14 protein-coding genes, 1 pseudogene and 2 CRISPR repeat arrays are annotated in these 22,820 nt (G+C 60.5%); of the genes and pseudogenes, 6 read left to right on the top strand and 9 right to left on the bottom strand.

The features are described from left to right. Nucleotides 1-522: 522 nt before the first annotated feature. The 3 genes from DA792_RS10055 (at nt 523) to DA792_RS10045 (ending at nt 6,683) form a co-directional block, all read left to right on the top strand. Nucleotides 523-4,212, top strand: coding sequence for a vitamin B12-dependent ribonucleotide reductase (locus DA792_RS10055; protein ID WP_107719828.1), 3,690 nt, complete (start codon nt 523-525; stop codon nt 4,210-4,212). Nucleotides 4,213-4,353: 141 nt separating this feature from the next. Continuing rightward, on the top strand, nt 4,354-4,614 hold the full coding sequence (locus DA792_RS10050) for a hypothetical protein (protein ID WP_107719827.1): 261 nt from the start codon (nt 4,354-4,356) through the stop codon (nt 4,612-4,614). Between the two features lie 224 nt (nt 4,615-4,838). Beyond that, complete coding sequence (locus tag DA792_RS10045; RefSeq protein WP_107719826.1) at nt 4,839-6,683, top strand: TniQ family protein; 1,845 nt, start codon at nt 4,839-4,841, stop codon at nt 6,681-6,683. 53 nt (nt 6,684-6,736) lie between these two features. On the opposite strand, the pseudogene DA792_RS10040 reads toward DA792_RS10045, so the two are convergent. Beyond that, a pseudogene (locus tag DA792_RS10040) lies at nt 6,737-6,889 on the bottom strand (transposase); the annotation flags it as partial. A gap of 593 nt (nt 6,890-7,482) precedes the next feature. Continuing rightward, nucleotides 7,483-8,244: a CRISPR direct-repeat array (repeat unit 29 nt; unit sequence GGGTCTATCCCCGCGGGTGCGGGGGAGCC). 126 nt (nt 8,245-8,370) lie between these two features. On the opposite strand from DA792_RS10040, the gene tnpA reads away from it, so the two are divergent. Genes tnpA through tnpC form a run of 3 tightly spaced genes read left to right on the top strand, consistent with a single transcriptional unit; the run spans nt 8,371 to nt 10,766 of the window. Continuing rightward, nucleotides 8,371-8,802: an IS66-like element accessory protein TnpA gene (tnpA, locus tag DA792_RS10030; RefSeq protein WP_107719824.1), complete on the top strand. Its 432-nt coding sequence runs from the start codon at nt 8,371-8,373 to the stop codon at nt 8,800-8,802. Further along, nucleotides 8,799-9,152, top strand: coding sequence for an IS66 family insertion sequence element accessory protein TnpB (gene tnpB / locus DA792_RS10025; protein ID WP_107719823.1), 354 nt, complete (start codon nt 8,799-8,801; stop codon nt 9,150-9,152). Before tnpA ends, tnpB begins: the two co-directional genes overlap by 4 nt. A gap of 54 nt (nt 9,153-9,206) precedes the next feature. Continuing rightward, nucleotides 9,207-10,766 carry an IS66 family transposase gene (gene tnpC / locus DA792_RS10020; protein WP_107719822.1) on the top strand — a complete coding sequence of 520 codons (1,560 nt, stop codon included), beginning with the start codon at nt 9,207-9,209 and terminating at the stop codon, nt 10,764-10,766. 28 nt (nt 10,767-10,794) lie between these two features. Then, nucleotides 10,795-14,422: direct repeats of the CRISPR family, unit length 29 nt; unit sequence GGGTCTATCCCCGCGGGTGCGGGGGAGCC. Between the two features lie 65 nt (nt 14,423-14,487). Here the strand turns inward: tnpC and cas2e are convergent. The 8 genes from cas2e to DA792_RS09985 are packed head-to-tail and all read right to left on the bottom strand — an operon-like array spanning nt 14,488 to nt 22,766. Beyond that, the gene (gene cas2e / locus DA792_RS10015) at nt 14,488-14,781 is read right to left on the bottom strand and encodes a type I-E CRISPR-associated endoribonuclease Cas2e (protein ID WP_107719821.1); all 294 of its coding nucleotides are present in this window, start codon (nt 14,779-14,781) and stop codon (nt 14,488-14,490) included. Then, nucleotides 14,781-15,656 carry a type I-E CRISPR-associated endonuclease Cas1e gene (gene cas1e / locus DA792_RS10010; RefSeq protein ID WP_107719820.1) on the bottom strand — a complete coding sequence of 292 codons (876 nt, stop codon included), beginning with the start codon at nt 15,654-15,656 and terminating at the stop codon, nt 14,781-14,783. The genes cas2e and cas1e overlap by 1 nt, the downstream gene beginning before the upstream one ends. Before the next feature lie 20 nt (nt 15,657-15,676). Further along, nucleotides 15,677-16,411, bottom strand: coding sequence for a type I-E CRISPR-associated protein Cas6/Cse3/CasE (locus tag DA792_RS10005; RefSeq protein ID WP_107719819.1), 735 nt, complete (start codon nt 16,409-16,411; stop codon nt 15,677-15,679). Further along, nucleotides 16,408-17,106, bottom strand: a complete 699-nt coding sequence (gene cas5e, locus DA792_RS10000) for a type I-E CRISPR-associated protein Cas5/CasD (RefSeq protein WP_107719818.1) — start codon at nt 17,104-17,106, stop codon at nt 16,408-16,410. The genes DA792_RS10005 and cas5e overlap by 4 nt, the downstream gene beginning before the upstream one ends. Beyond that, the gene (cas7e, locus tag DA792_RS09995) at nt 17,103-18,242 is read right to left on the bottom strand and encodes a type I-E CRISPR-associated protein Cas7/Cse4/CasC (RefSeq protein WP_107719817.1); all 1,140 of its coding nucleotides are present in this window, start codon (nt 18,240-18,242) and stop codon (nt 17,103-17,105) included. Before cas7e ends, cas5e begins: the two co-directional genes overlap by 4 nt. Next, the gene (locus DA792_RS22235; protein WP_159075239.1) at nt 18,235-18,765 is read right to left on the bottom strand and encodes a type I-E CRISPR-associated protein Cse2/CasB; all 531 of its coding nucleotides are present in this window, start codon (nt 18,763-18,765) and stop codon (nt 18,235-18,237) included. The genes cas7e and DA792_RS22235 overlap by 8 nt, the downstream gene beginning before the upstream one ends. Beyond that, entirely contained in the window at nt 18,758-20,260 is a 1,503-nt protein-coding gene (locus DA792_RS22230) for a CRISPR-associated protein Cse1 (protein ID WP_159075238.1), read from the bottom strand. The genes DA792_RS22235 and DA792_RS22230 overlap by 8 nt, the downstream gene beginning before the upstream one ends. Further along, on the bottom strand, nt 20,253-22,766 hold the full coding sequence (locus DA792_RS09985; protein WP_107719815.1) for a CRISPR-associated helicase/endonuclease Cas3: 2,514 nt from the start codon (nt 22,764-22,766) through the stop codon (nt 20,253-20,255). The genes DA792_RS22230 and DA792_RS09985 overlap by 8 nt, the downstream gene beginning before the upstream one ends. Nucleotides 22,767-22,820: the final 54 nt, after the last annotated feature.

Here is a 22,820-nt window from a genome sequence, read left to right as displayed (position 1 = left end):
CGCCGGGCGTTTCGAATCGCGTGCCCCTGTGGGCAATTTTCGTCAACTGATTTTTTGGTTTACGAAGCCTTAAAATGACATTGACCTGAGGGGCGATCACGCTGCACATTGTGTGAGCTGGTTGGCGAAACACTACATTTAGTTGTCGTCAGGCGGTGAGGGACAAGAGTTGCGGGGATGTGATCCAACGAACAACCGCCGGGGAACCGATCTGAAACATGCGTTTTAGGCTGGTTATTGCGGTTATTTCGTTTGATCGACCACCAAAGCCAGACCGAAGACACGAGAGACTCACCTGAGTGAACCGAACGCGACCTGCGGCTTCGGGAGAGGGAGTTTTTTGCGCTCGGTGTGGGATGTTTCTCACGGGCTTGAACACAAGATGTAGTGAATGCGCGGCGGGCGATGAGTTGAGACATGCGGCTGGTTTGAACATGCGTTTGGCGCCGCTGAGGATCTGAAAAACAACGGGCTTTGACGGGCTAAACAGGCTGAGGCCTGGTAAAATGAGGCGGGCATACGATGAAGATCGAACGTAAATTCACCAAAGCAGGCCAAGACGCATATGCGGAGTTGGCGTTCACCACGACCACTTCCGAGATTCGCAACCCGGACGGCACCGTGGTGTTCAAACTGGACGATTGTGAAATCCCGGCGCGTTGGTCGCAGGTGGCGTCTGATGTCATCGCTCAAAAATATTTCCGCAAGGCCGGTGTTCCGGCGGCATTGAAAAAAGTCCGTGAAAAGGGCGTGCCGTCGTTTTTGTGGCGCTCTGTTCCCGACGAAGATGCTTTGGCAAAACTGCCTGAGGACGCGCGCTTTGGTGGCGAAACCTCGGCGAAACAAGTGTTTGACCGTCTGGCGGGCGCTTGGGCCTATTGGGGGTGGAAGGGCGGCTATTTCACCTCTGAGGACGACGCCCGTGCCTATTACGACGACATGCGGTTTACTTTGGCGGCCCAAATGGGCGCGCCGAACAGCCCGCAGTGGTTCAACACCGGCCTGCATTGGGCTTACGGCATCGACGGTCCGGGGCAGGGGCACTATTACGTGGATTACAAATCCGGCGAGCTGACCCGTTCGAGTTCCGCCTATGAGCACCCGCAGCCCCACGCCTGTTTCATCCAGTCGGTGAAAGACGATTTGGTGTCTGATGGGGGCATCATGGATCTTTGGGTCCGCGAGGCGCGGCTGTTCAAATACGGCTCGGGCACGGGCACCAACTTTTCGTCCTTGCGCGCCGCTAATGAGGCCTTGTCCGGCGGTGGCAAATCGTCCGGCTTGATGGGCTTTTTGAAAATCGGGGACCGGGCCGCTGGCGCGATCAAATCGGGTGGCACCACGCGCCGCGCCGCGAAAATGGTGATCTGTGATATGGATCACCCGGATATCGAAGAATTCATCAACTGGAAGGTTCTTGAGGAGCAAAAAGTGGCGTCCATCGTCGCGGGCTCCAAGATGCACGAACGTCAGTTGAACCAGATTTTTGACGCCATTGGCACATGGGACGGCAAAGACGACGATGCCTTTGATCCGGCCAAAAACACCGCGCTGAAAGCGGCGATCAAATCCGCGAAACAGGTTTGCATCCCGGAAACCTATGTCAAACGGGTGTTGGATTACGCCAAACAGGGCTATGCCTCGATCGAATTCCCGACCTATGACACCGATTGGGACTCTGAAGCCTACGCCTCTGTGTCGGGTCAAAACTCCAACAACTCGGTGCGCGTGACTGACGCGTTCCTCAAGGCCGTCAAAGACGATGCCGAATGGGAGCTGTTGCGTCGCACCGATGGCAAGGTCGCCAAGACTGTCAATGCCCGCGATCTGTGGCAAGACGTCGGTCATGCCGCATGGGCCTGTGCTGATCCGGGCATTCAGTTTCACGACACGATCAACGCCTGGCACACCTGCCCGCAAGACGGTCAAATCCGCGGTTCGAACCCCTGTTCCGAATATATGTTCCTCGATGATACCGCCTGTAACTTGGCGTCGATGAACCTTTTGACCTTCCTCAAAGACGGTCGCTTTGATGCCGAAGCCTATATGCATGCGACCCGGATTTGGACGCTGACGCTTGAGATTTCGGTGATGATGGCACAGTTCCCGTCGAAAGAAATTGCACAGCGCTCCTATGACTTCCGCACGCTGGGTCTTGGCTATGCCAACATCGGCGGGCTGTTGATGAACATGGGCTTTGGCTATGACTCGGACGAGGGCCGGGCAATGGCGGGCGCGTTGACCGCGATCATGACCGGGGTATCTTACGCGACATCCGCAGAAATCGCTGGCGAATTGGGCGCGTTCTCGCGCTATGAGGCCAACCGCGACCACATGCTCCGCGTCATCCGCAACCACCGCACCGCCGCCTATGGCAAATCCACCGGCTATGACGCGCTTGAGGTCAAACCCGTCGCTTTGGATCACGCCAATTGCCCGGACGCGCATTTGGTCGAACTGGCCAAAACCGCATGGGATGAGGCGCTGAGCCTTGGTGAGAAAAACGGCTTTCGCAACGCCCAGGTCTCTGTGATTGCCCCGACTGGCACCATCGGTTTGGTGATGGATTGCGACACCACCGGGATTGAGCCGGATTTCGCGTTGGTGAAATTCAAGAAACTCGCAGGCGGCGGCTATTTCAAAATCATCAACCGTTCGGTGCCCGCAGCACTGGAAAAACTCGGCTACCCCTCAAGCGAGATCGAAGAGATCATTTCCTATGCGGTCGGTCATGGGTCCATCGGCAATGCGCCGGGGATCAACCACACCGCGCTGATCGGCCACGGCTTTGGCGCGGCTCAGATCGAGAAAATCGAGGCCGCTCTGCCCTCCGCCTTTGACATCCGTTTTGTGTTCAACCAATGGACGCTGGGCGAGGATTTCTGCACCGGCACTTTGGGCATTCCGAAGGCCAAGCTCAACGATCCGTCCTTTGATTTGCTGCGCTCCTTGGGCTTCACCAAGGCCGACATTGACGCCGCCAATGATCATGTTTGCGGCACAATGACGCTTGAAGGCGCGCCTTTCCTCAAAGAAGAGCACTATTCGGTGTTCGATTGCGCCAATGCCTGCGGCAAAAAGGGCAAACGCTATCTCTCTGTCAACAGCCACATCACCATGATGGCCGCAGCACAGTCGTTTATTTCCGGCGCGATTTCCAAAACCATCAACATGCCGAATGACGCCACCATCGAGGATTGCCTGGCCTCCTATGAGTTGTCTTGGTCCTTGGGTGTGAAAGCCAATGCGCTCTACCGCGATGGCTCGAAACTGTCGCAGCCTTTGGCGAGCGCTTTGATCGACGATGATGACGAGGCCGAGGACATCCTCGCCACCGGCACGCCGCAGGAAAAAGCCGCCGTTCTGGCCGAGAAGATCGTTGAAAAGGTGATCATCAAAGAGGTGGCGCGGGGCCGTGAAAAGCTTCCGACCCGTCGCAAAGGCTACACCCAGAAATCGGTTGTCGGGGGGCACAAGGTCTATTTGCGCACCGGCGAATATGAGGATGGCACCCTCGGTGAGATTTTCATCGACATGCACAAAGAGGGCGCAGGCTTTCGGGCGATGATGAACAACTTTGCCATCGCGATCTCGGTGGGTCTGCAATATGGCGTGCCGCTGGAAGAGTTCGTCGATGCCTTTACCTTCACCAAATTCGAACCCTCGGGCATGGTGCAGGGCAATGACAGCATCAAAAACGCCACGTCGATCTTGGACTACATTTTCCGCGAATTGGCCGTGTCCTATCTGGACCGCACCGATTTGGCCCATGTGAAACCGGCGGGTCATGCCTTTGACGATCTGGGTCGGGGCGAAGAAGAGGGCGTGGCCAATGTGCAAAAGCCGTCAGAGGCCGCCTCTGCCAAGTCCATCGAAGTGCTGAAACAAATTTCGTCGACCGGCTATCTGCGCAAACGGATGCCGCAGGAATTGATCGTGCTTCAGGGCGGGATGCAAAGCGGTGTTGTCGCGCTGGATGGCTCGATTGACGCCGAGGTTGCTCTGCACACGCTGGTGTCTGAGGTCAAACAAACCTCTGCCAAGGCGGATACGGCGCTGTCTTCTGGCTCGGTGTCGATGGATGCGCGCACCAAGGCGAAGATGCAGGGCTATGAGGGCGATCCTTGTGGTGAGTGCGGCAACTACACGCTGGTGCGCAACGGCACCTGCATGAAATGCAACACCTGCGGCGGCACGTCGGGCTGTAGCTGAGGGGTATGAGACAGATGGATATGGTCTTCTGTCAGATTTCAAAATTTCTTACGAAATTTCGAAATGCGTCGAAAACTGAATGCGGGCTGAAGTTATGAAAGTGTCAGAAATATCAATGCATTGCCTTGAATCGGAGATGAAATGAGCTTTGTTTTCGATATCGCGGGACACCTCTGCGCGGCAGATCACGTGCGTATGCGCGGAAATACGATCGAGGCGGAGTTTGAGCAAAACGTATTGGGCGCTTTGGCAGATGCTTTTGACCGTTCGCATAAAGTGTCGGTGCTCAGCATGCCATCTCTCAGGGTCACCTATTCGGTGCAGGACTATCGGCCCGATGGGCACGGGGGGTGTCGCGCAACGTTTTCTGTCAACAGCTCCGAAGGACGGGTGCTGCATTAAAGGACGTGGATAACAGTTTTCTGGGGCGGATGCGTTCGCCCCCGACGCGGATCAGGCCGCAGGCAAAATAACTTACCGGGCGGTATCAAATATGAGCCTGATCAGCGAACCTAGGGGGGCCAATTGGTCCCCCTTTTTTTTGACCGGCGCTGCCTTTGCCTCAGCAAGCTGGACTTGTGTGCGCAATCGTGGATGTTTGGTTAAAACTGCCCTGGGAACCGTGTATGCTGCCTAAAGCCGCCAAATTTCATGATGATGAATTGCTTATCAGCTTCCTGAGTAGACGCGCTCGCGCATTGGGCGTGAGCGGCGTGTTTGATCTATTGCTCGATCTCTCATTGCCTCGCAGAGGCGTTCTAAACGGTGCGGCTGATGATATAAAAAAGATCTCTGAGACGTTTGGTGTCGATTTCGATCGAGCCATGCACCAAACATTTCAGCGGGAAAACGGGCAAGATGTGCTTCTTGGTGGCCAAGTCTTCCAAGACCAACGATTACTTCGCGGCCAGTTTCGCGTTTGTCCAGCTTGTCTTCGCGAGGACATTGGTGCTGAGCTCACAGAGAAAACCGCGCTGAATGCATATGCACGAATGGCATGGTCGATTGGTAATTTTAGGGTGTGCCCGACGCATCATCTCTTTTTGGTTCTACCGCCAGAGCCCGGTCCGGCACACGAGTTCAACCAGACTTGGGAAGCGTGGGTGCCGGACATACTGGATGGTGAGCTTGATCAAGTAAGCCGAAGTGGGGCGTTTTATGAGCGTCATGTCCTGCGGGTGTTGGCAGGAGATCTGTCCCCGCTCGGTTGGGCAGATGTTTTTCCTCTCGATGCGTTGGGTACGCTCAGTGAAATTCTAGGTGTGGCAAAAGTTTTTGGTGCTGATCGTCAGCTATTTGATTGCGATCCTGATGATATGGCGCAGGCGATGGACGAGGGGTTCGGGACTTTAGCTCGTGGGCGAAATTCGGTGAAGGCGCTATTCATGGACTTACGAACGCGCTCCGGAGAGCCGCAATTGCGGCCACAAGGGCGCTACGGCCCAGTCTATGATTGGTTGAAGCGTGGGGCCGGTGTCGCGCCCGAATTTGAGCCGATGAAAGCCTTACTGCGTGAACATATTATCGAAAGCTGGCCTTTTGAGGCTGGGACCGATGTTTTGGGACATCGTCTCGAAAAGCGGAGATTCCATTCCGCTCTAAGTGCAGCGCATGAATATGGAATTAGGCCGCAACACGTCATTAATCTTATGAAAGATGCAGGAATATCCGGCACGCTTAACTTACCCGCGGTGGAACAGATCTATGCCGCCACAGAAGTTCGAAATGTCGTCGGCGCTGTGTCTGGGGCTATCAGTATGACAAAGGCGCAGCAGTTGCTTGGAGTGACGCGCACGCAAATGCAAACGTTGATCTCTGCTGGAAATTTGACCCATTCTGTTGGAGGGGAGCATACACGCCCTCGGTTCTCAGAGGAGGACATAACTCAATTCTTGGAACGGCACGCGCGTTTTCCAGTCGCGAAAGAAGTGTCGTGGGCTCTGCGAGGGTATGATATTGCTTCTGCAGCACGTAAATACGGCGTGAGCGTCGCGGTTGTCTACGCCGCTGTATTGTCGGGTGAGCTCTCAAAAACAACACGGGCGACTGACTATCTTCAGTTTTCTGTGATACGTCTCGACGTAGAGGAGGCAGACCGGGTTCTCGGTCGCGACTATCCCATTGGGTGGCAAACGATCAGCAACGTCTCAAAGGAGTTAGGGGTTGGCGTCGCTTTTTTACGTGAATTGTCTGAAAAGGGGTTTCTTGAGCTCCGTGATGATCAAGATGAGAGAACCCATCAGGGCAAGACGGTTGTGAGCTCGGACAGTGCGCGTGCTTTTGGCGATATGTATGTATCAAGGCGACTCCTCGCACGGCGAAATGGTGTTCAGGTGCGTGAGATTCAAAAACGCATGGACGCAGCCGGTATTCCCATTCTGGAATACTCGGTCGACGGTACGGAATGGATCGTCGAACAGGATATTATCTCGCACGTGGAAGGGCTAAATGGACGGCGAGGGATGGTCTAAACCTCTTTGGGGAGAAGGCTTTTGAGCTTGGTAGTGTAAAAGCTGGTGGGGGGGCTTATGGGCATACCACCAAACTTAGCGCGCCATTTATAGAAACTCGCACTGCTCATCCCATGCTCCCGGCACAGTTCGGAGACAGGAACATCGCCCTCTGCCTGCTTCAGGATCGCCATGATCTGTGCGTCGCTGTATCGTCCGTTCTTCATCGTAAATCTCGTCAGATATCTTGCCGAGAAAATTCTACCGTTGAACACCACTAATTTTAGGGGGGATTACCATGTCACATGTGGCAAGAAAAACAGAGCCTACGATCAGTTCATCAAACGGAGGATGTTACTAGATTTCAAGAGTGAAGATGGAACTGTTGGCATCAAGTACTCCTGCTTCGATGGGGATTTCGGCAGGTGGAATGACCCCCAGAAACACACAAGGGATCCCGACGGATCCCCTGAGGCGGTCGGCGTATAGCCTGACCCCGTGGCAGTGCCATAAGCCATATCAACCACATTTTGCTTTTTTTTGGCAAGGTTTTTATCGATGTCGATTCAGGTGTAGCAATTGATTAGGCCGCCGACCGGCCCCGCGAACCGCCCGCTGGAACATCAGTCCCATGAGCATGTCCCGCGCTTTCTGGTCCTGCATGAAGGCATTGTGCATTGCATTATCCCACTGGAACGCCCGGATTGCCCGATGCATGCGGGGGAGCCCTACCTCTGTCTTGTCGGGGCGCGCCAGAAGAAGGTCTATCCCGCGGGTGCGGGGGAGCCGATGAAGCGGCACACTTTGAGCGGCCCGAAAAGGGTCTATCCCCGCGGGTGCGGGGGAGCCCTTTGACCGGGCGAATGAGCCACCGATCTTTTCTGGTCTATCCCCGCGGGTGCGGGGGAGCCGAATGCTTGGCGCGTCTCAAGGTGAAGATTCGGGGTCTATCCCCGCGGGTGCGGGGGAGCCTCATATGCCCGGAAACTCACCGTCTGATCGAAGGGTCTATCCCCGCGGGTGCGGGGGAGCCATTGCACCCTTCGCTCTTGCAGCATTGATAGCAGGTCTATCCCCGCGGGTGCGGGGGAGCCTATCTGACGAGGTATCTGTGATGGACACGCGAAGGTCTATCCCCGCGGGTGCGGGGGAGCCGTGATGCCGCCCGCCTCTCTTGCCTGATCAACGGGTCTATCCCCGCGGGTGCGGGGGAGCCCATTCAAAACTGGATGACCATATGGTGCTGGGGGGTCTATCCCCGCGGGTGCGGGGGAGCCCATTCAAAACTGGATGACCATATGGTGCTGGGGGGTCTATCCCCGCGGGTGCGGGGGAGCCATGTGGGTGGCGATGGAGTCCAGAACAGTGCGGGGTCTATCCCCGCGGGTGCGGGGGAGCCTGCAGCGACAAACCTCTTTCCCGCGCAGGTCAGGGTCTATCCCCGCGGGTGCGGGGGAGCCTGCATCGCTAAGGCCAAGCTCAGACATATATGCGGTCTATCCCCGCGGGTGCGGGGGAGCCTTCACACTCTATTCAAAGGCCCGACTAAATGGGGGTCTATCCCCGCGGGTGCGGGGGAGCTAGGTCGGGGTCACAAATATATTGAAGCATTTTGGGTCTATCGTAAGCGCTTCCTAGCCCCCACCTTCCATCTGATAGCCTGACCTGCGATGCCGCGTCTGACGGAGATTAGGGCGGGAGTTTCGCGATGGCGACTACGGGTGAGTTACTCAGGGACTATGGTGTAGAGATACGTGGGAATGGTCAGCGTCGCTGGCCCGACGAGGTCAAGGCGCTGATCGTTGCCGAGACGTTGAAGCCGGGCGCGACGGTGAATGCGGTTGCTGCGCGTTATGGGCTTCGGGCGAACCATTTATCGGAATGGCGTAGTCGGGCACGCGATGGCCGGTTGGTTTTGCCTTCTGTTGAAGATGACAGCTTCTGTTTTGCTCCGATTGTCGTGTCGGATGGCGTTGGCGGTGCGGATGTGCCGGCTGTCGCCGGGCAGCCCACAAAGTCTGACGGGTTGTCCTGTAAACGCATTGAGATTGAGATCAGCCAAGTGATAATCCGGCTTGATGGCACCACCAGTTCTGACCGGATTGCCGAGATCGTGCGGGCAATCGAGGGTCAGCCATGATGTTCCCATCAAACCGTGTGCGGGTTCTGGTCTCGACGCAGCCTGTGGACTTCCGCAAAGGTCATGATGGGTTGGCGGCAATCGTGTCATCGGTGCTGCGCAAGGATCCGTTCACGGGGACGGTGTTTGTGTTCCGCTCGCGCCGTGCTGACAGGCTGAAGCTGCTCTACTGGGATGGCACCGGTCTGGTGATGGCTTACAAACGGCTGGAGGATACGACCTTTACCTGGCCTGCTATCAAGGACGGGATGATGGCGCTGAACCATGCCCAATTCGAGGCCCTGTTTGCCGGACTGGACTGGCGTAAGGTCAAGGCCTTGGAGGCAAGGCCACCTGCTGCGGCAGAATGAATCAACCGCTGTCTTTTGCGTGTTTTTGCTGGGGCTTTAGCGTAGTCTCGGCGCATGATTGAGACGCCTGTCATTGACCTTTCCACCATCCCTGCCGCGCAGCGCGCGGTGGTTCTGGCGTTGATGGAAAAGGTGGCGGCGCTCACAGAAATCACCCAGCGGCAAGAGCATCTGATCTCCGAGCTGAACCACGCCCTGCATGGCAAACGGTCAGAAAAGCTGACTGAGGATGAGCGGCAGCTGGCGTTCGAGGATCTGTCCATCGCCCTGGCTGAGGTCGAGGTGCAGAAGGACCGACTGACCGCTCAGACAGGTGACAAGACGACAACCAAATCTGCGTCAAAGCGCACCATCGGCAATCTACCGGCCGCACTGCCGCGCATCGAAGAGGTTATCGAACCTGACAGCCTGAGCTGCCCTTGCGGCTGCGGTGTCATGCACAAGATCGGTGAAGATCGCAGCGAGCGGCTGGACATCGTGCCGACGCAGTTGCGCGTGATTGTCACTGTGCGCCCGAAATATGCCTGCCGGTCCTGCACCGATGGGGTGACCCAAGCACCTGCGCGCCCGCATCTGATCATGGGCGGTCTGCCGACCGAGGCCAGCATCGCCTATGTGCTGGTCAGTAAGTATGCGGATCATCTGCCATTATACCGCCAAAGCCAGATCCTGGCGCGTGCGGGTCTTGATCTGCACCGCGCTGTGCTGGCGGACTGGGTCGGCAAGGCGGCCTTCCACCTCAAGCCCGTCGTCGACCGGCTGGCCGAACACCTGAAACGATCCGACAAACTGTTCATGGACGAAACCACGGCCCCGGTGCTGGATCCGGGGCGCGGCACGACGAAGATCGGATATCTCTGGGCACTGGCCCGCGATGACCGCCCCTGGGGCGGCGAGGATCCGCCCGGCGTGGTCTACTTCGACGCCCCCGGTCGTGCGGGCGAGAATGCCGAGACCTTCCTGACCGGCTTTGACGGCACCCTCCAGATCGACGGTTACACCGGCTATAATCGGCTGACCAAACCCTCGCGCAAGGGCGGTGCCCCCATTCGGGTGGCCCATTGCTGGGCACATGCCCGGCGCAAACTGAAGGAAGTCTTCGACCGCGACGGCTCTGAAATTGCGGCAGAAGGCCTGCGCCGCATCGCCGAGTTCTACGCCATCGAGGCCGATATCCGCGGCATCTCCCCCGGCCAGCGTCTCTCCGCCCGCCAGACCCGAACCGCGCCGCTGGTGGCCGCCTTCGGCGAATGGCTCCAGGCGCAACGCCGCAAGATCTCGGCCAAATCCCGGCTGGGCGAAAAGCTCACCTACATCCATAACCACTGGGACGGACTGCAGACCTTCTTGGCCGATGGGCGCGTCGAGATCGACAACAACCGCGTCGAAAACCTGATCCGTCCCATCACCCTCAATCGGAAAAACGCCCTCTTCGCTGGGCATGACGAGGGTGGTATCGCCTGGGGCCGCATCGCATCGCTGATCGAAACCTGCAAGATCAACGGCGTCGAGCCCTTCGCCTATCTCAAGGCCACCCTCACAGCGATCGCCAACGGCCACCCGCAAAGCGACATCGACGACCTGCTGCCGTGGAACTTCAAGCCGTCAAGCTGAACCGATAGTGCTGTTCAGCTAACGCTTACGGTCTATCCCCGCGGGTGCGGGGGAGCCGAGGCGTTAACCTGCGGGCTGCTGCACGGATCGGGTCTATCCCCGCGGGTGCGGGGGAGCCACAAAGCCGGAGGACGAGGCCGACGCCTATCTGGGTCTATCCCCGCGGGTGCGGGGGAGCCAAGGGCATTTCCATTATCCAGTAGAGCGCTAAGGGTCTATCCCCGCGGGTGCGGGGGAGCCCAAAAAGCCCGCGAGGCGTTAACCTGCGGGCCGGGTCTATCCCCGCGGGTGCGGGGGAGCCATGATGATGTGGTCAAACCCCGGCTCATTGTAGGGTCTATCCCCGCGGGTGCGGGGGAGCCCCAAAGAGGGCCAATGGAAGATCGCCAACCGAGGGTCTATCCCCGCGGGTGCGGGGGAGCCCACTGGCATGGTAGTCAATGATAATCGTGTGCGGGTCTATCCCCGCGGGTGCGGGGGAGCCAACAGGTGCTGCAAATTTCATCGCATCACCAAGGGTCTATCCCCGCGGGTGCGGGGGAGCCGCTCCGAAGCACAATGTTATCGAGAGGGAGGACGGTCTATCCCCGCGGGTGCGGGGGAGCCCGCGCGACGGTGCGATCACGATCCGCATGTTCGGGTCTATCCCCGCGGGTGCGGGGGAGCCCTTCGCGCAGTCGCTTCACTAGGTCACTCATGGGGTCTATCCCCGCGGGTGCGGGGGAGCCGTCGGGGATGCCCATCTCAGCGCCGCTGTATAGGGTCTATCCCCGCGGGTGCGGGGGAGCCGGTTGCCGACAAGATGGACGATCAAGTTGATGAGGTCTATCCCCGCGGGTGCGGGGGAGCCGGGAAAGCAAGCCGGCATCGGTGAAGGAACTCGGGTCTATCCCCGCGGGTGCGGGGGAGCCTGTGGATGTTCATTGTGTGGCCTCCGTGGTGGCGGTCTATCCCCGCGGGTGCGGGGGAGCCGCGCCGACAAAGCGTGACACGAGATAATCCAAGGGTCTATCCCCGCGGGTGCGGGGGAGCCGGGAAAGCAAGCCGGCATCGGTGAAGGAACTCGGGTCTATCCCCGCGGGTGCGGGGGAGCCTGTGGATGTTCATTGTGTGGCCTCCGTGGTGGCGGTCTATCCCCGCGGGTGCGGGGGAGCCGCGCCGACAAAGCGTGACACGAGATAATCCAAGGGTCTATCCCCGCGGGTGCGGGGGAGCCTTTAACGGCTATGCCGAGGATGGTGACGAACCGGGTCTATCCCCGCGGGTGCGGGGGAGCCATCTGACCGCTTGAGACCTTCCGAGCTAGTTTGGGTCTATCCCCGCGGGTGCGGGGGAGCCTCAACCAACATCGCCGTGATGAGCGCACGAACAGGTCTATCCCCGCGGGTGCGGGGGAGCCCATTGCGTGACGGGACTACAGAGACACTGCCAGGGTCTATCCCCGCGGGTGCGGGGGAGCCTGCTTACCCTTACGCATCGGCAGGTCCGTGCAGGGTCTATCCCCGCGGGTGCGGGGGAGCCTCATCATTCACAGCCTTCACGCGCCTAAGGACGGGTCTATCCCCGCGGGTGCGGGGGAGCCTTGCCGGGCTGCAAGCGCTGTTGCCTGTTTCCGGGTCTATCCCCGCGGGTGCGGGGGAGCCAGCAACTCATACGATCCTTGCACCCCCCACGAAGGTCTATCCCCGCGGGTGCGGGGGAGCCGTTCCGGCTTCATTCGCCTTGGTCAATTGCGAGGGTCTATCCCCGCGGGTGCGGGGGAGCCTCTTTTGGGCTAGATGATAAATATGTTATCAAGGGTCTATCCCCGCGGGTGCGGGGGAGCCTCATGATCACCGATCCGCGTTCGGGTCTGGTATGGTCTATCCCCGCGGGTGCGGGGGAGCCTCAAATACCATGAACGATCCGGTGAAGAACACGGGTCTATCCCCGCGGGTGCGGGGGAGCCTGACGCGGACGCGGACGCTTCTGCCGCAATGAGGGTCTATCCCCGCGGGTGCGGGGGAGCCCAAAAATCACAACAGCATCACGCAAGACCTGTGGGTCTATCCCCGCGGGTGCGGGGGAGCCGTCGGTGTCAGGACACTTTCGACCACTGACACGGGTCTATCCCCGCGGGTGCGGGGGAGCCCAATCCAAAAAGACATTGATGCCATTGAGGCCGGGTCTATCCCCGCGGGTGCGGGGGAGCCGCATAAACGGGCGTCCAGTTGTGTTTTGGTAAGGGTCTATCCCCGCGGGTGCGGGGGAGCCATGTGTCCAGAAGGACGCTATCACCGATTTCAGGGTCTATCCCCGCGGGTGCGGGGGAGCCCACCGGATTTGGCGAATTCGAAGCCGCCCGAAAGGTCTATCCCCGCGGGTGCGGGGGAGCCCGGTAACGGTATCCGGCACCACACTCACACGAGGGTCTATCCCCGCGGGTGCGGGGGAGCCCGATAAGCTGTGCTTCGAGCCTTGTCTTTTTGAGGTCTATCCCCGCGGGTGCGGGGGAGCCCGGTTCCGGTCAGTCCAGATAGGACGGTCCAAGGGTCTATCCCCGCGGGTGCGGGGGAGCCATCATCCTCGCACGCGAAAAGCTCCGCAGTGAGGGTCTATCCCCGCGGGTGCGGGGGAGCCTTTCACATGACGCCATTTGCGCAACATGAAAGAGGTCTATCCCCGCGGGTGCGGGGGAGCCTCCGCTGCGCCCGACGAACAGAAGCGCCAATCGGGTCTATCCCCGCGGGTGCGGGGGAGCCGCAGCCCACCGCTGGAATTCCTCGGCGCTTGCGGGTCTATCCCCGCGGGTGCGGGGGAGCCATTTACAACTGTGCGCCCGCAACATGCGCTCTGGGTCTATCCCCGCGGGTGCGGGGGAGCCACGCTGCCAGTCGTGCCGAATGTGCCCGTGTGGGGTCTATCCCCGCGGGTGCGGGGGAGCCGCGCGCCAACATAAGGCACACTGCCTTCGCGCGGGTCTATCCCCGCGGGTGCGGGGGAGCCCAAGCGTATCGCGCACCTGCAATCCCATCTTGGGGTCTATCCCCGCGGGTGCGGGGGAGCCATCTTCCTCGGCATCACGCGCCCACTTGCGCAGGGTCTATCCCCGCGGGTGCGGGGGAGCCTAGATCGGCGCTGTAGCATAGCGTCCAGAGTAGGGTCTATCCCCGCGGGTGCGGGGGAGCCTGGCTTCAAGATTGCCCACACCAATTCGGGAGGGGTCTATCCCCGCGGGTGCGGGGGAGCCGTCCAGTTGATTTCATAAAGGTCTTGCGAGATGGGTCTATCCCCGCGGGTGCGGGGGAGCCCGGGACGCCTTGGGATGGGTTGACCGTGTAAAAGGTCTATCCCCGCGGGTGCGGGGGAGCCTGCGAGTGAAAATTTTCCCGGTGACTGTATCGGGGTCTATCCCCGCGGGTGCGGGGGAGCCACGTATTCGTGACACCTTCACCACCGCCGTTATGGTCTATCCCCGCGGGTGCGGGGGAGCCACTTTTGCTCCCCATTCAGTGCCAATTGATGAGGGTCTATCCCCGCGGGTGCGGGGGAGCCTCTACGAGAATGATCGCAGTCGGAATATAGCCGGGTCTATCCCCGCGGGTGCGGGGGAGCCGCTCCGCCGTGGCAAAATGATGCAAGTCTCTCGGGTCTATCCCCGCGGGTGCGGGGGAGCCTCTCTGGCTTAATGTCATGATTTTATTCAATTGTCAAAGAGCATGGAGGCGAGTTTGTGGGGTGTCTACTTTCGCTTAACGAGTAAAACCCCATCCGCATCGACAATGTCTTTCGGCGGCTCCCCCAGTGTTTCAATGCGAAGATGTCCGGTTGCGGAGGTGTCTCGCCAGACGAGTGTGACAGAGCCTTCTCGCAAGCTGTCCCACCACTCGGAGATCACGCCCCAGACCCGTGTGCGCACGCCTGCGGTCATGTCCGGAGCGACGTAGACTCCGGGAGAGATTTCCAGCATGACAGAGGTCAGGAAGCCGCGGTATCGGGCCTGAACGTCGCGGGTGACGATGAGGGTGAGGGCCATCAGTCGCGTCCCTCGATCAGGGCCTTGATGCGTTCGATCATCGCGGGGATGACTTTTTCGTCGGAGAGGATGCGTCCGGTCAGACGGCGGGTGACGCGTTCGATGTTTTCGGTCGGATGCTCGTGGACCTGTTTGGCCGCTTTGAAGGCACAGGGGATGGTGATCTGGTCACGGTATAAGTCGGCGATATCGAGGACAAAGGACTGTCCGGGGTCCTCATGGATGAAACCCAGTTGAGGGATGGTTGCCGTGGCGGTCACGGCGATGGCGGCGGCGGCCTCGACGGCGCTCGCGGCATGGTTCAGGGCCTGATTGGGATAGTCGGCGGCGTTCGGATTGCTGCGGTCGTATTTGCGCCCGCGCCACTCGATGCCGATGCGCTGCGCCCAGAGTGCGTAGGTTTCCTTCATCCGCGCGCCTTCGATGCCACGCAGGACATTCAGATCGCTGTGCGGGAGGATTTCACCGAGGCGCAGCGCGTACATACGCCGGGCGGTCATGATCCGCAGATCGTCATCGGCCCAGATGCGGGCCTGAAGTCGGGCCAGCCCCGATCTGTCGGGGATCATGGGAGGCGCGGTGTAGAGGCGCACGCCGTCTTCGCCCACGGCGGCCAGCGCCGTGCGGGCATGGGCCAGAAGGCGCAGGGCATCGTGGCTGACGGTGGAGCCGGGGCCAAGCAGGATGATGGAGACGGTTTGTAGCGGGATCGCGTAATCGCCGGGGGAGAGGGCATCGGCCTCGGTGGTGTCGCCTTGCAGGAAGGCGAGTGTGCCGTCGCGCGCGGTGAGCGCCCCACGGGCGAGATAAAGACAGCCCGCACGATCGGCGTGAGGGACTTTGGCACTGTCGAGGCCGAGACGTCCTTTGAGCATGATCTGCCTTTCCTTCTGGCTTATGTCCGGCGCTGTGGTGGGCGCAAAAGCAGCATGCCGTAGCCATAGGCACAGTGTCGTCCGATGCCACGCGCCAGAAGTTCGGCAAATCCTTTTGGATCCTTGATCGTCAACGTGCCGTGCATTGTGGCGTCGGGACCGTCGAGGCGTTTGCCGCCGCGCAGGACGGTTTGGCGTTGGAATTTATGTAGGCAGGTGGTGTCGCGGTCCAGATCGGCAGCGGGAGAGAGCCGCGCTTCGAGCCAGTCGAGATAGACTTCTTCCCGCGCGTGGGTCTTATCGTTGCGCAGGGTTTTGGCGAGAAAGGCGTCGATCTCGGCACCTTTGGCAAACTGCTCCCTGTCTGTTTTCAGGGCCGAGGCCAGACGCACCACAGGGCGCAGGCGAAGATCGAAACCGAGCCTTTGGCCGGCCTGCCAGCTTTCTGGCGGGCGAGGTAGGGAGCGGATTTGATCTAGTGACAGGATGGCCCGTTCACTGGGCGGGGCCACGGTCCTGGCCGTTTTTACAAGGGTCTCTGCGGGCTCCGCGCAATAGGCATAGAGCGTGGCGCGGGTGGCGCGCGGGGCTACCATCAGGCGGAAGGGTTGAAGTGCTGCCGGGCCGAAGCCCTCACCAAGGAGATGGTGAAGCACCAGACCTTCGTCGAAGAGGCCCTTGGCTAATCCGCGTTTGGCCGCCCATCCGTGCAGGTCAGGCAGGTGCAAGGGGAGCTCAACGAGATGTAGGCTCATGCGATCTCCCCCTCGCAGACGATGCGCGCGCCGCTGTGCAAGCCGCTTTTCCAGTTCCGCAGATCTTGCAGGTCGTATTTCTGCGCCCCCGCATACTCCGCCCCGTCATCGGGCCAGAGCGCGCGGCCTTTGAAGCCCTCTTGGGCGAGGGTGCGCAGGGCGACATAGGGGCTCTCGGCCTCGATCCAGCCGGCGAAGAGGCGCCGTGAGGGGAGGCAGGGTTTCCGGCCCAAAAACAAGGGTCGGGCCGGTCGATCGAAGGCCGCGGCGAGATCGTCGAGGTTGGGGATGTCATCGGATGTCAGACGCAGGACCACATGGGTGTCCTGATCGGCAAGGTAATCGCGGCGGCGGCGATGGGGGCTGTCATATGTCGCCCCCGCACGGCCTTCGGGCTGTCCCCATGTGGTCCAGCCCTTGTCGCTTTTCTCCAGCTTGGCGTTTTGCGTGTCGGTGATGACCAAGGGGGCATGGCGGCCCTCTGGCAACTCGGACAGTGCTGCGAAGATCAGCCGATCTTGCAAGGCCTGATGGGCCGCGCTGTCTTCGCGCTGCCAGCCGAGCGCATTGGCGAACAATCCGGTCAGGGCGGAGGCGGAGGGATAGTCCCGCGTCGGTCCGACATGGTCAATGGTCACACCGCCAAAGGCCATGAGTGGGGCCGCGAGATGCAGATGAAGCCAGCGGTGGGTCATGATTGCTCCGTGGCGATGAGCCTCTGCGGCAAGGATTTCGCGAAGTCTGCAAGATCGGCGAGCGCACCGCGCTCGGAACTCGGCACCTCGCGATTGGCCAGCGACATCACGCGCCGCGTTTCGCCCGTGGCATAGGCGGCGTCCAAGGCGGCGAGGTGGTCGCAGAGCGCGGTGACGGCTTGTCCGGTTTCGGCTTTGCAAGGTGAACGGAACGCTTCGGCCAGAGAGCGCGGTTGCCGGTCGCCTGCTTCCAGCAATAGGAAGGAGGCGCGGGAATAGGGCGCGGTCGAACCGAGTTTGGCCCCCGGCGACACTTCCGCAATCAGGTAGGTCAGATTGTGCAGCACCTCTCCGGCAAGGGCGGTATCGCCCCCGAGGTTCTTAAGCAGCCCCGGCAGGTCCACCACGACATAGCCGTAGAACAGGCCCGAGGTCAGTTCGGTTTCCTGAATGGTGTCCGCGCCGGTGTCTTCTTCGCGCGCCAGATCGTCGGCGGCGATGAAATAATCGCTTTCGGCCTCTTCGGCATGGACGGTGAAGGCATGCGCCACATGCACCGGCGCGTCGATATTCGCGCGTGGGTCGGATGTGACCATCCGCCCGAACAGCGCGCCGGTGAGGCCGCCCGGCAGTTTGGCACCTTCGCTCATGGTTTTGAGATTGGCTTTGTGGTCTTTCAGCCATGCGCTGGCCAGCTCTTTCGCGGCTTTCTTGTCGCCACCGGCTTCTGCAACGAGGGCTTTGGCGGCTTGTGTGAGATAGGCGATCTCGACGGCCCCGAGCAGCAAGGTCTGACGTGATTTCTTATCCGCACCCTTGTCGCCATAGACTGCTTTCAAAAGCGCCTCTGCCACCTCCTTGTGAACCGCTTCGTCCACACTCTCCGCCCAATCGCCAAAGACCTTGCGCTCGATGATTTCACGCGACCGATACGCGGCATCTGCCCCGTCGATCCCGCCAAGCGCATGGGGGTCTTCGACCAGGCGCCAGTGGCGTTTTAGGCACTGGGAGCTGACCCGTGTGCGCAAGGCCCCGCCATAGGGAAGACGTTTCGCCAGTCCGGCATCGTCGCGGTTCAGCAAAGCGGCCGTATAGGGGGCGAGAAAATGAATTTGCAGAAAACGCGGATCAGACATGTGAGGTTTCCTTTTCAATGGTGCGGGTGCTGTTGTCGAGGCGCTGATAATAGGCGCGGGCAATCTCCTGCCCGTTGTCGTTGAGATAGGCCCAGGCCAGGCTGGGCACGTCGAGAGTGACCCGTTTGCGTGCAAGTGTGCGCACCGCGCGTTCCAGGGCGTCACGCCGTGCCTGGCCGCGGCTTGCCAGCAAGCGCGCAAGGCGTGCCTCTGAAAAGATCGGGGTCTCAAGCCGGGCATGCGGGTCACCGCCATCCACAAGAACCGCGCCAAACCAGCGTTTGTCCTGATGAATGCTCTCGGTCGCGCTGGCAGGCGTGAGAAGCGCCAGCGCTTTGGTGATCGCGCGCCATGCGGGTTCTTCGGCCGGAGACAATCCGAACCGCGCCGCCATGCGCCAAAAGACCGGCGCGCCCTCCGGCCCCATGCGTCGGGCCGAAGCCTTGTCGCCGCTGGAGGCATGGGCCAGAGCCTTGGCGATGGCCAAGGCACGCTGCCCGACGATCGTACCGGTTTCAGACATGTTCTTTCTCCTCCGTGCCGAGAGTTCTGAAGATTTTTCGGATTGCTGCCTCGAAGGCAGTACGTCCACGGGTGTCAGCGCGCGGGCGCATGATCCCTGTGCAAGGGATCGCGGGGGCCGCGCGGATGAATTCCGCCCGTGCCGCTTTTGCCAGCTTGCGGACAAAGCGGTTCTGCGCTTGGATACGCCCCTCTTGGGTCTCCGCCCCGAGCTTGTCCCAAAGGGCGGGGAAAAACACCGCATCGGCAAGACGTGCAAATTGGGCGCGCGCCGGTTGGCTGCGGGCGTATTCGGCTTTGCCACGTTTGGCATAATCCCCCTCAGCCGCAATGAGCGCCAGCCCGTCACGCAAAGCGTGGTCGATGTCGCCGATCCTCTCGATCTGCTCTTGGGAAAACGCGATTGCTTTAGGACCGAGCATATGTTTGACCACGGCCTTGGGGATGGGGATGACACGGGATTTGAAACCGTCGGTTTTTGAATTGCCGCGGGCAAAGGCTTCGGCGATCAGTGCCATATCCTCCGAGCCTTCCTCCGGGAGCGATGCGGCCAGTTCCGGTGCTTTCCATTCGCCGCTATAGAGCAGCCGATTGATCAGCTTATAACTCCAGTCCTGTTCGCCGAGCGTCAGAGATTTGCTTTCGGCCAGATGGATCGGGGCCCATGGGTCACCCGTCATGCCCTTGGCCTCTTTCGCAGAGATACGCGGCGCTTTCGAGGTGGCGCGCTTTGCGTGCATCCCGTGCGGCCCCTCGCGCAGGCGCACTCGGCGGCAAACCTCAATGAACATCGGGTCAAGCACATGCAGATCGAGCATTTGCTTTTCGGGCCAGGGCAGGCACCAGATCAGCGCAGGCCCGATTGGGGCTTTGCGCGCAGCGCTCAAATGCAGGACATCGCGTTGCCACCATGTAGACGCGTTGATCACGGCAGAACCCAAGTGCGCGGGCGCAAGACCGATCATGGCGCGAGAGGAAGAGCCGCCGTTCATGCGCGCAATGCCGTAATTTCCGGCACCGCCGAAGCCCTCCATCGTCTGCAGACTCACCAGCGCAAACAGCCAGTCCTGCGGGGTGGCGTTATGGGCGATCTCGCGTTTGAGATCGTGGTTGCGCGAGGTGATCAGCATGTCGAGCGCATCGGGTGTCGCCACATCGCTCCATTTCAGCCCGCCGGGATCGGGCGGTTGCAGAAAAGCAGGCTTTGCGAGGTCTTCGACAATCAGATGCCAGGGGGCGTCGTCGTCAAACTCGGGCGTTAAGGCCCGCAGATTGGCGCGCCATGTCTCTTCGTCTTCGGGCAGGGTGCCGTTCTGATCGCTTCTCGCCAGAACCGCGAGTTGCACGAGGAACATATGCCAGGCGGGACGCTGGTGCGGACGCAGGCCGGGGAAGTCGGTGACCTCGCCGCGCGCCATGGCCGCGAAAAGCCCGGGTAGGGTGAGTGCGCCCCTGTTGGTTTGGATCGTGGGGGTGATCAAAAGGTTCTCAGTCATGCGCGGTCTCCTCCAAACGTGTCAGCCCCGATGCGTCGTAGATGAGTTCCAAAGAGCCGATGCGGAACGTCAGTGGCGCCGAGGTAAGGATCTCGACTGGCTCCTCTCCGGTGAGGTCGCGGGACCAATGGGCGGGCAGGGCGATAGTTCTGATTTCGTGTCCGAAGGGGCCCATGGTGTCCTCAGGCAGGGTCACGAGTACGCCGCTTTCACCCAATCTGGTGCGGATCACCTCGTCTTGCGGGAAGGCGTCGGGAAAGGGTGCCCGACGGTCGAGAATGACGTTCTCCGCCCCCATGGTCTCCGCAATCGTTTTGCCGATCACCCGGCGCCTGTACTCTTCCCAGCCCCATTCGACGGCGATCTCATCTAACCGTTCGGGATGGGTGGCACGTTCCACCAGTTGGCGGTTCATCTGAGGAATGCGCCAGAGCGGCGAGGTTTCGATTTCGTGCAGCGTGGCCGCCAATCCGGGAACATCGAGATAGACCCCAGTCAGCACAGTATTCTGGCCATAGGTGCCGAGACCATTTTCGGGCTCCGTCGTCAGCCGGTCGAGGCCGGTTGCGGGGCACAAGACGAGGGTGGAGGCGCGCTCGAACCCGTCCGGGCGGGGGCGGGAATGGCGGTGCAGTCGCCCGATCCGCTGCAGGAGCACATCCATCGGACAGAGATCGGTGATCAGGATGTCCGCGTCGATGTCGAGCGATTGTTCTAGCGTTTGCGTGCCGATGACGATCACGCCCTGCGCCGGGCTGTCTTTGCCCAGCACCTCCTCGACGCGGACGTCGAGCCGGAAGCGATCTTCGGCGGCAAAGCGGCTGTGATGCAGGGTCGGGACGTCGTCGAGCTGGAAGACCATGTCCGGGGCGTCACTGGCACAGGCGGCGAAGGTTTCGCGGGCGCGGTCGACCGTGTTGCGAATGACCAAAACCCGTGCTCCGCGCTGGGCGGCCGCAAGGGCTTTTGCCGCGGCATCCTCGCCGCTCCAACCGGAGACGGCGGAGATCGAAACCGCTTTCTGATCGGCACTGACGGAGGGGACGGGGAAGCAAGCGTCTTTTGTCCAGACGGCCGGGTAGGGCGTTGCTTCGGCCTCTTTCAAAGTGGGAAGATCGGTGCCTCGCCATGCAGAGCGCGCCACCGCACCGAGGGTGGCAGACATCAAGAGCGCGTGGCCGCCGAGCGCCAGATGATCGCGCAGAATGGTGCGCTGAATTTCGGTCATCCAGGCATCCGAAGCGTGGACCTCGTCGATCACGAGCAACGAGCGTGACAGGACCGAGCCGCGTAGATGGGCATGTTTGACCATCAGCCCCGCCATCATGACCTGATCGACGGTGCCGACGGCGATTTGCGCCGCCAGGAACCGGGTGGCATGTTCGGCCGCCCAGCGTTTCGTGCGACCTTCGACACCAATATCGTCGTCCCATTTCACCGCAAATTCTGGTAGGCGGATGCCATGCGCCTCGCCTGAGATGGCCTGTCCGGGGATCGCCAGAACGGCCTCCGGGGCGGGCGGCTTGAACATTCGTGCGAGGGCTGTGTTGATGCGTGTCTGCAGTTGGCGGGCGGCGGCGCGGGTTGGAACAGCGAAGTATAGGCTGTTCACAGCACCAACCTCATAAAGTTGGGCAAAGCGCCAAAGCGCCGCCTCGGTTTTCCCCGCGCCGGTTTCAGCCTCGAGTATCACGAGTTGTTCGGTCAGCGGCACTTTTGCGACGACATCTTGAGCCGGACGTGCTTTCGGGTGATCGGAGAGCAGGGGCCAGGAGGCGGGGCCCGCCAGAGCACAGTCGTCAGTGTCCAGACCAATCTCTTTCAGGCGCTTGTTTGCACGCGTGCGGGCCTTGGCCCAGTAGTCGGGATCGAATGTCGCAACAAAAGGAAATGCTGTGCGATCAGAGCCGATCCAATCCGCCAGTGCGAGCAATCCGGCAAAGAAATGCGCGAAGGCTGGCGCGGGCGGCGGCGGGGCATGGCTGCGGATCTCGGGGAACCAGGATAGCATGGCCTGCCCCATGAGGGCCTCTCCGGCTTTCCAGTCATATCCGGGCAGGGGAGCAAAGGCATCCTGTGCCCAGCTTTCATTGGGGCATGGAACCGGGCGTCCGTGATGGCCGTAAAGCACTTTGAACCAGATTTCTATTCCCTCCCAACCAACGATCAAAGGCGCGTTTCCACCAAGAATCTGGGTCGGATCATCCTCTTGCATCAACCATTTCCAACCGCAGCGCAGGTGGTCGCGAGCCTTGCGTCGCGGAGGAGGGGAGAGCGATTTCATCTGAAACGCCGGGGCGAGTTTTCCGATGTCGTGCAGAAAGGCCAGCGCGCCGACACAGGAGATCTGCTCCTGCGTCAAGGCCTGCGCAGTTGCGCGATTCGCTTTGGTTCTGAATGTGGGAAGATCGAGCAGCGCAACGACAGTAGCGGCGACATCCGCACTATGGTGTGCAAGATGATGAAACGCTTCAAGTTGAAGGTCGGTTTTTCCCCACGGATGCATTTTATAAATTTTATCTCAAATTGTTCAACTGTTAGCTAAACAGTTGGCATTAAC

It is taken from the genome of Celeribacter baekdonensis (assembly GCF_003047105.1).
In the GTDB taxonomy this organism is placed as follows: domain Bacteria; phylum Pseudomonadota; class Alphaproteobacteria; order Rhodobacterales; family Rhodobacteraceae; genus Celeribacter; species Celeribacter baekdonensis_B.
This window is presented reverse-complemented; position numbering and strand designations above follow the sequence as displayed.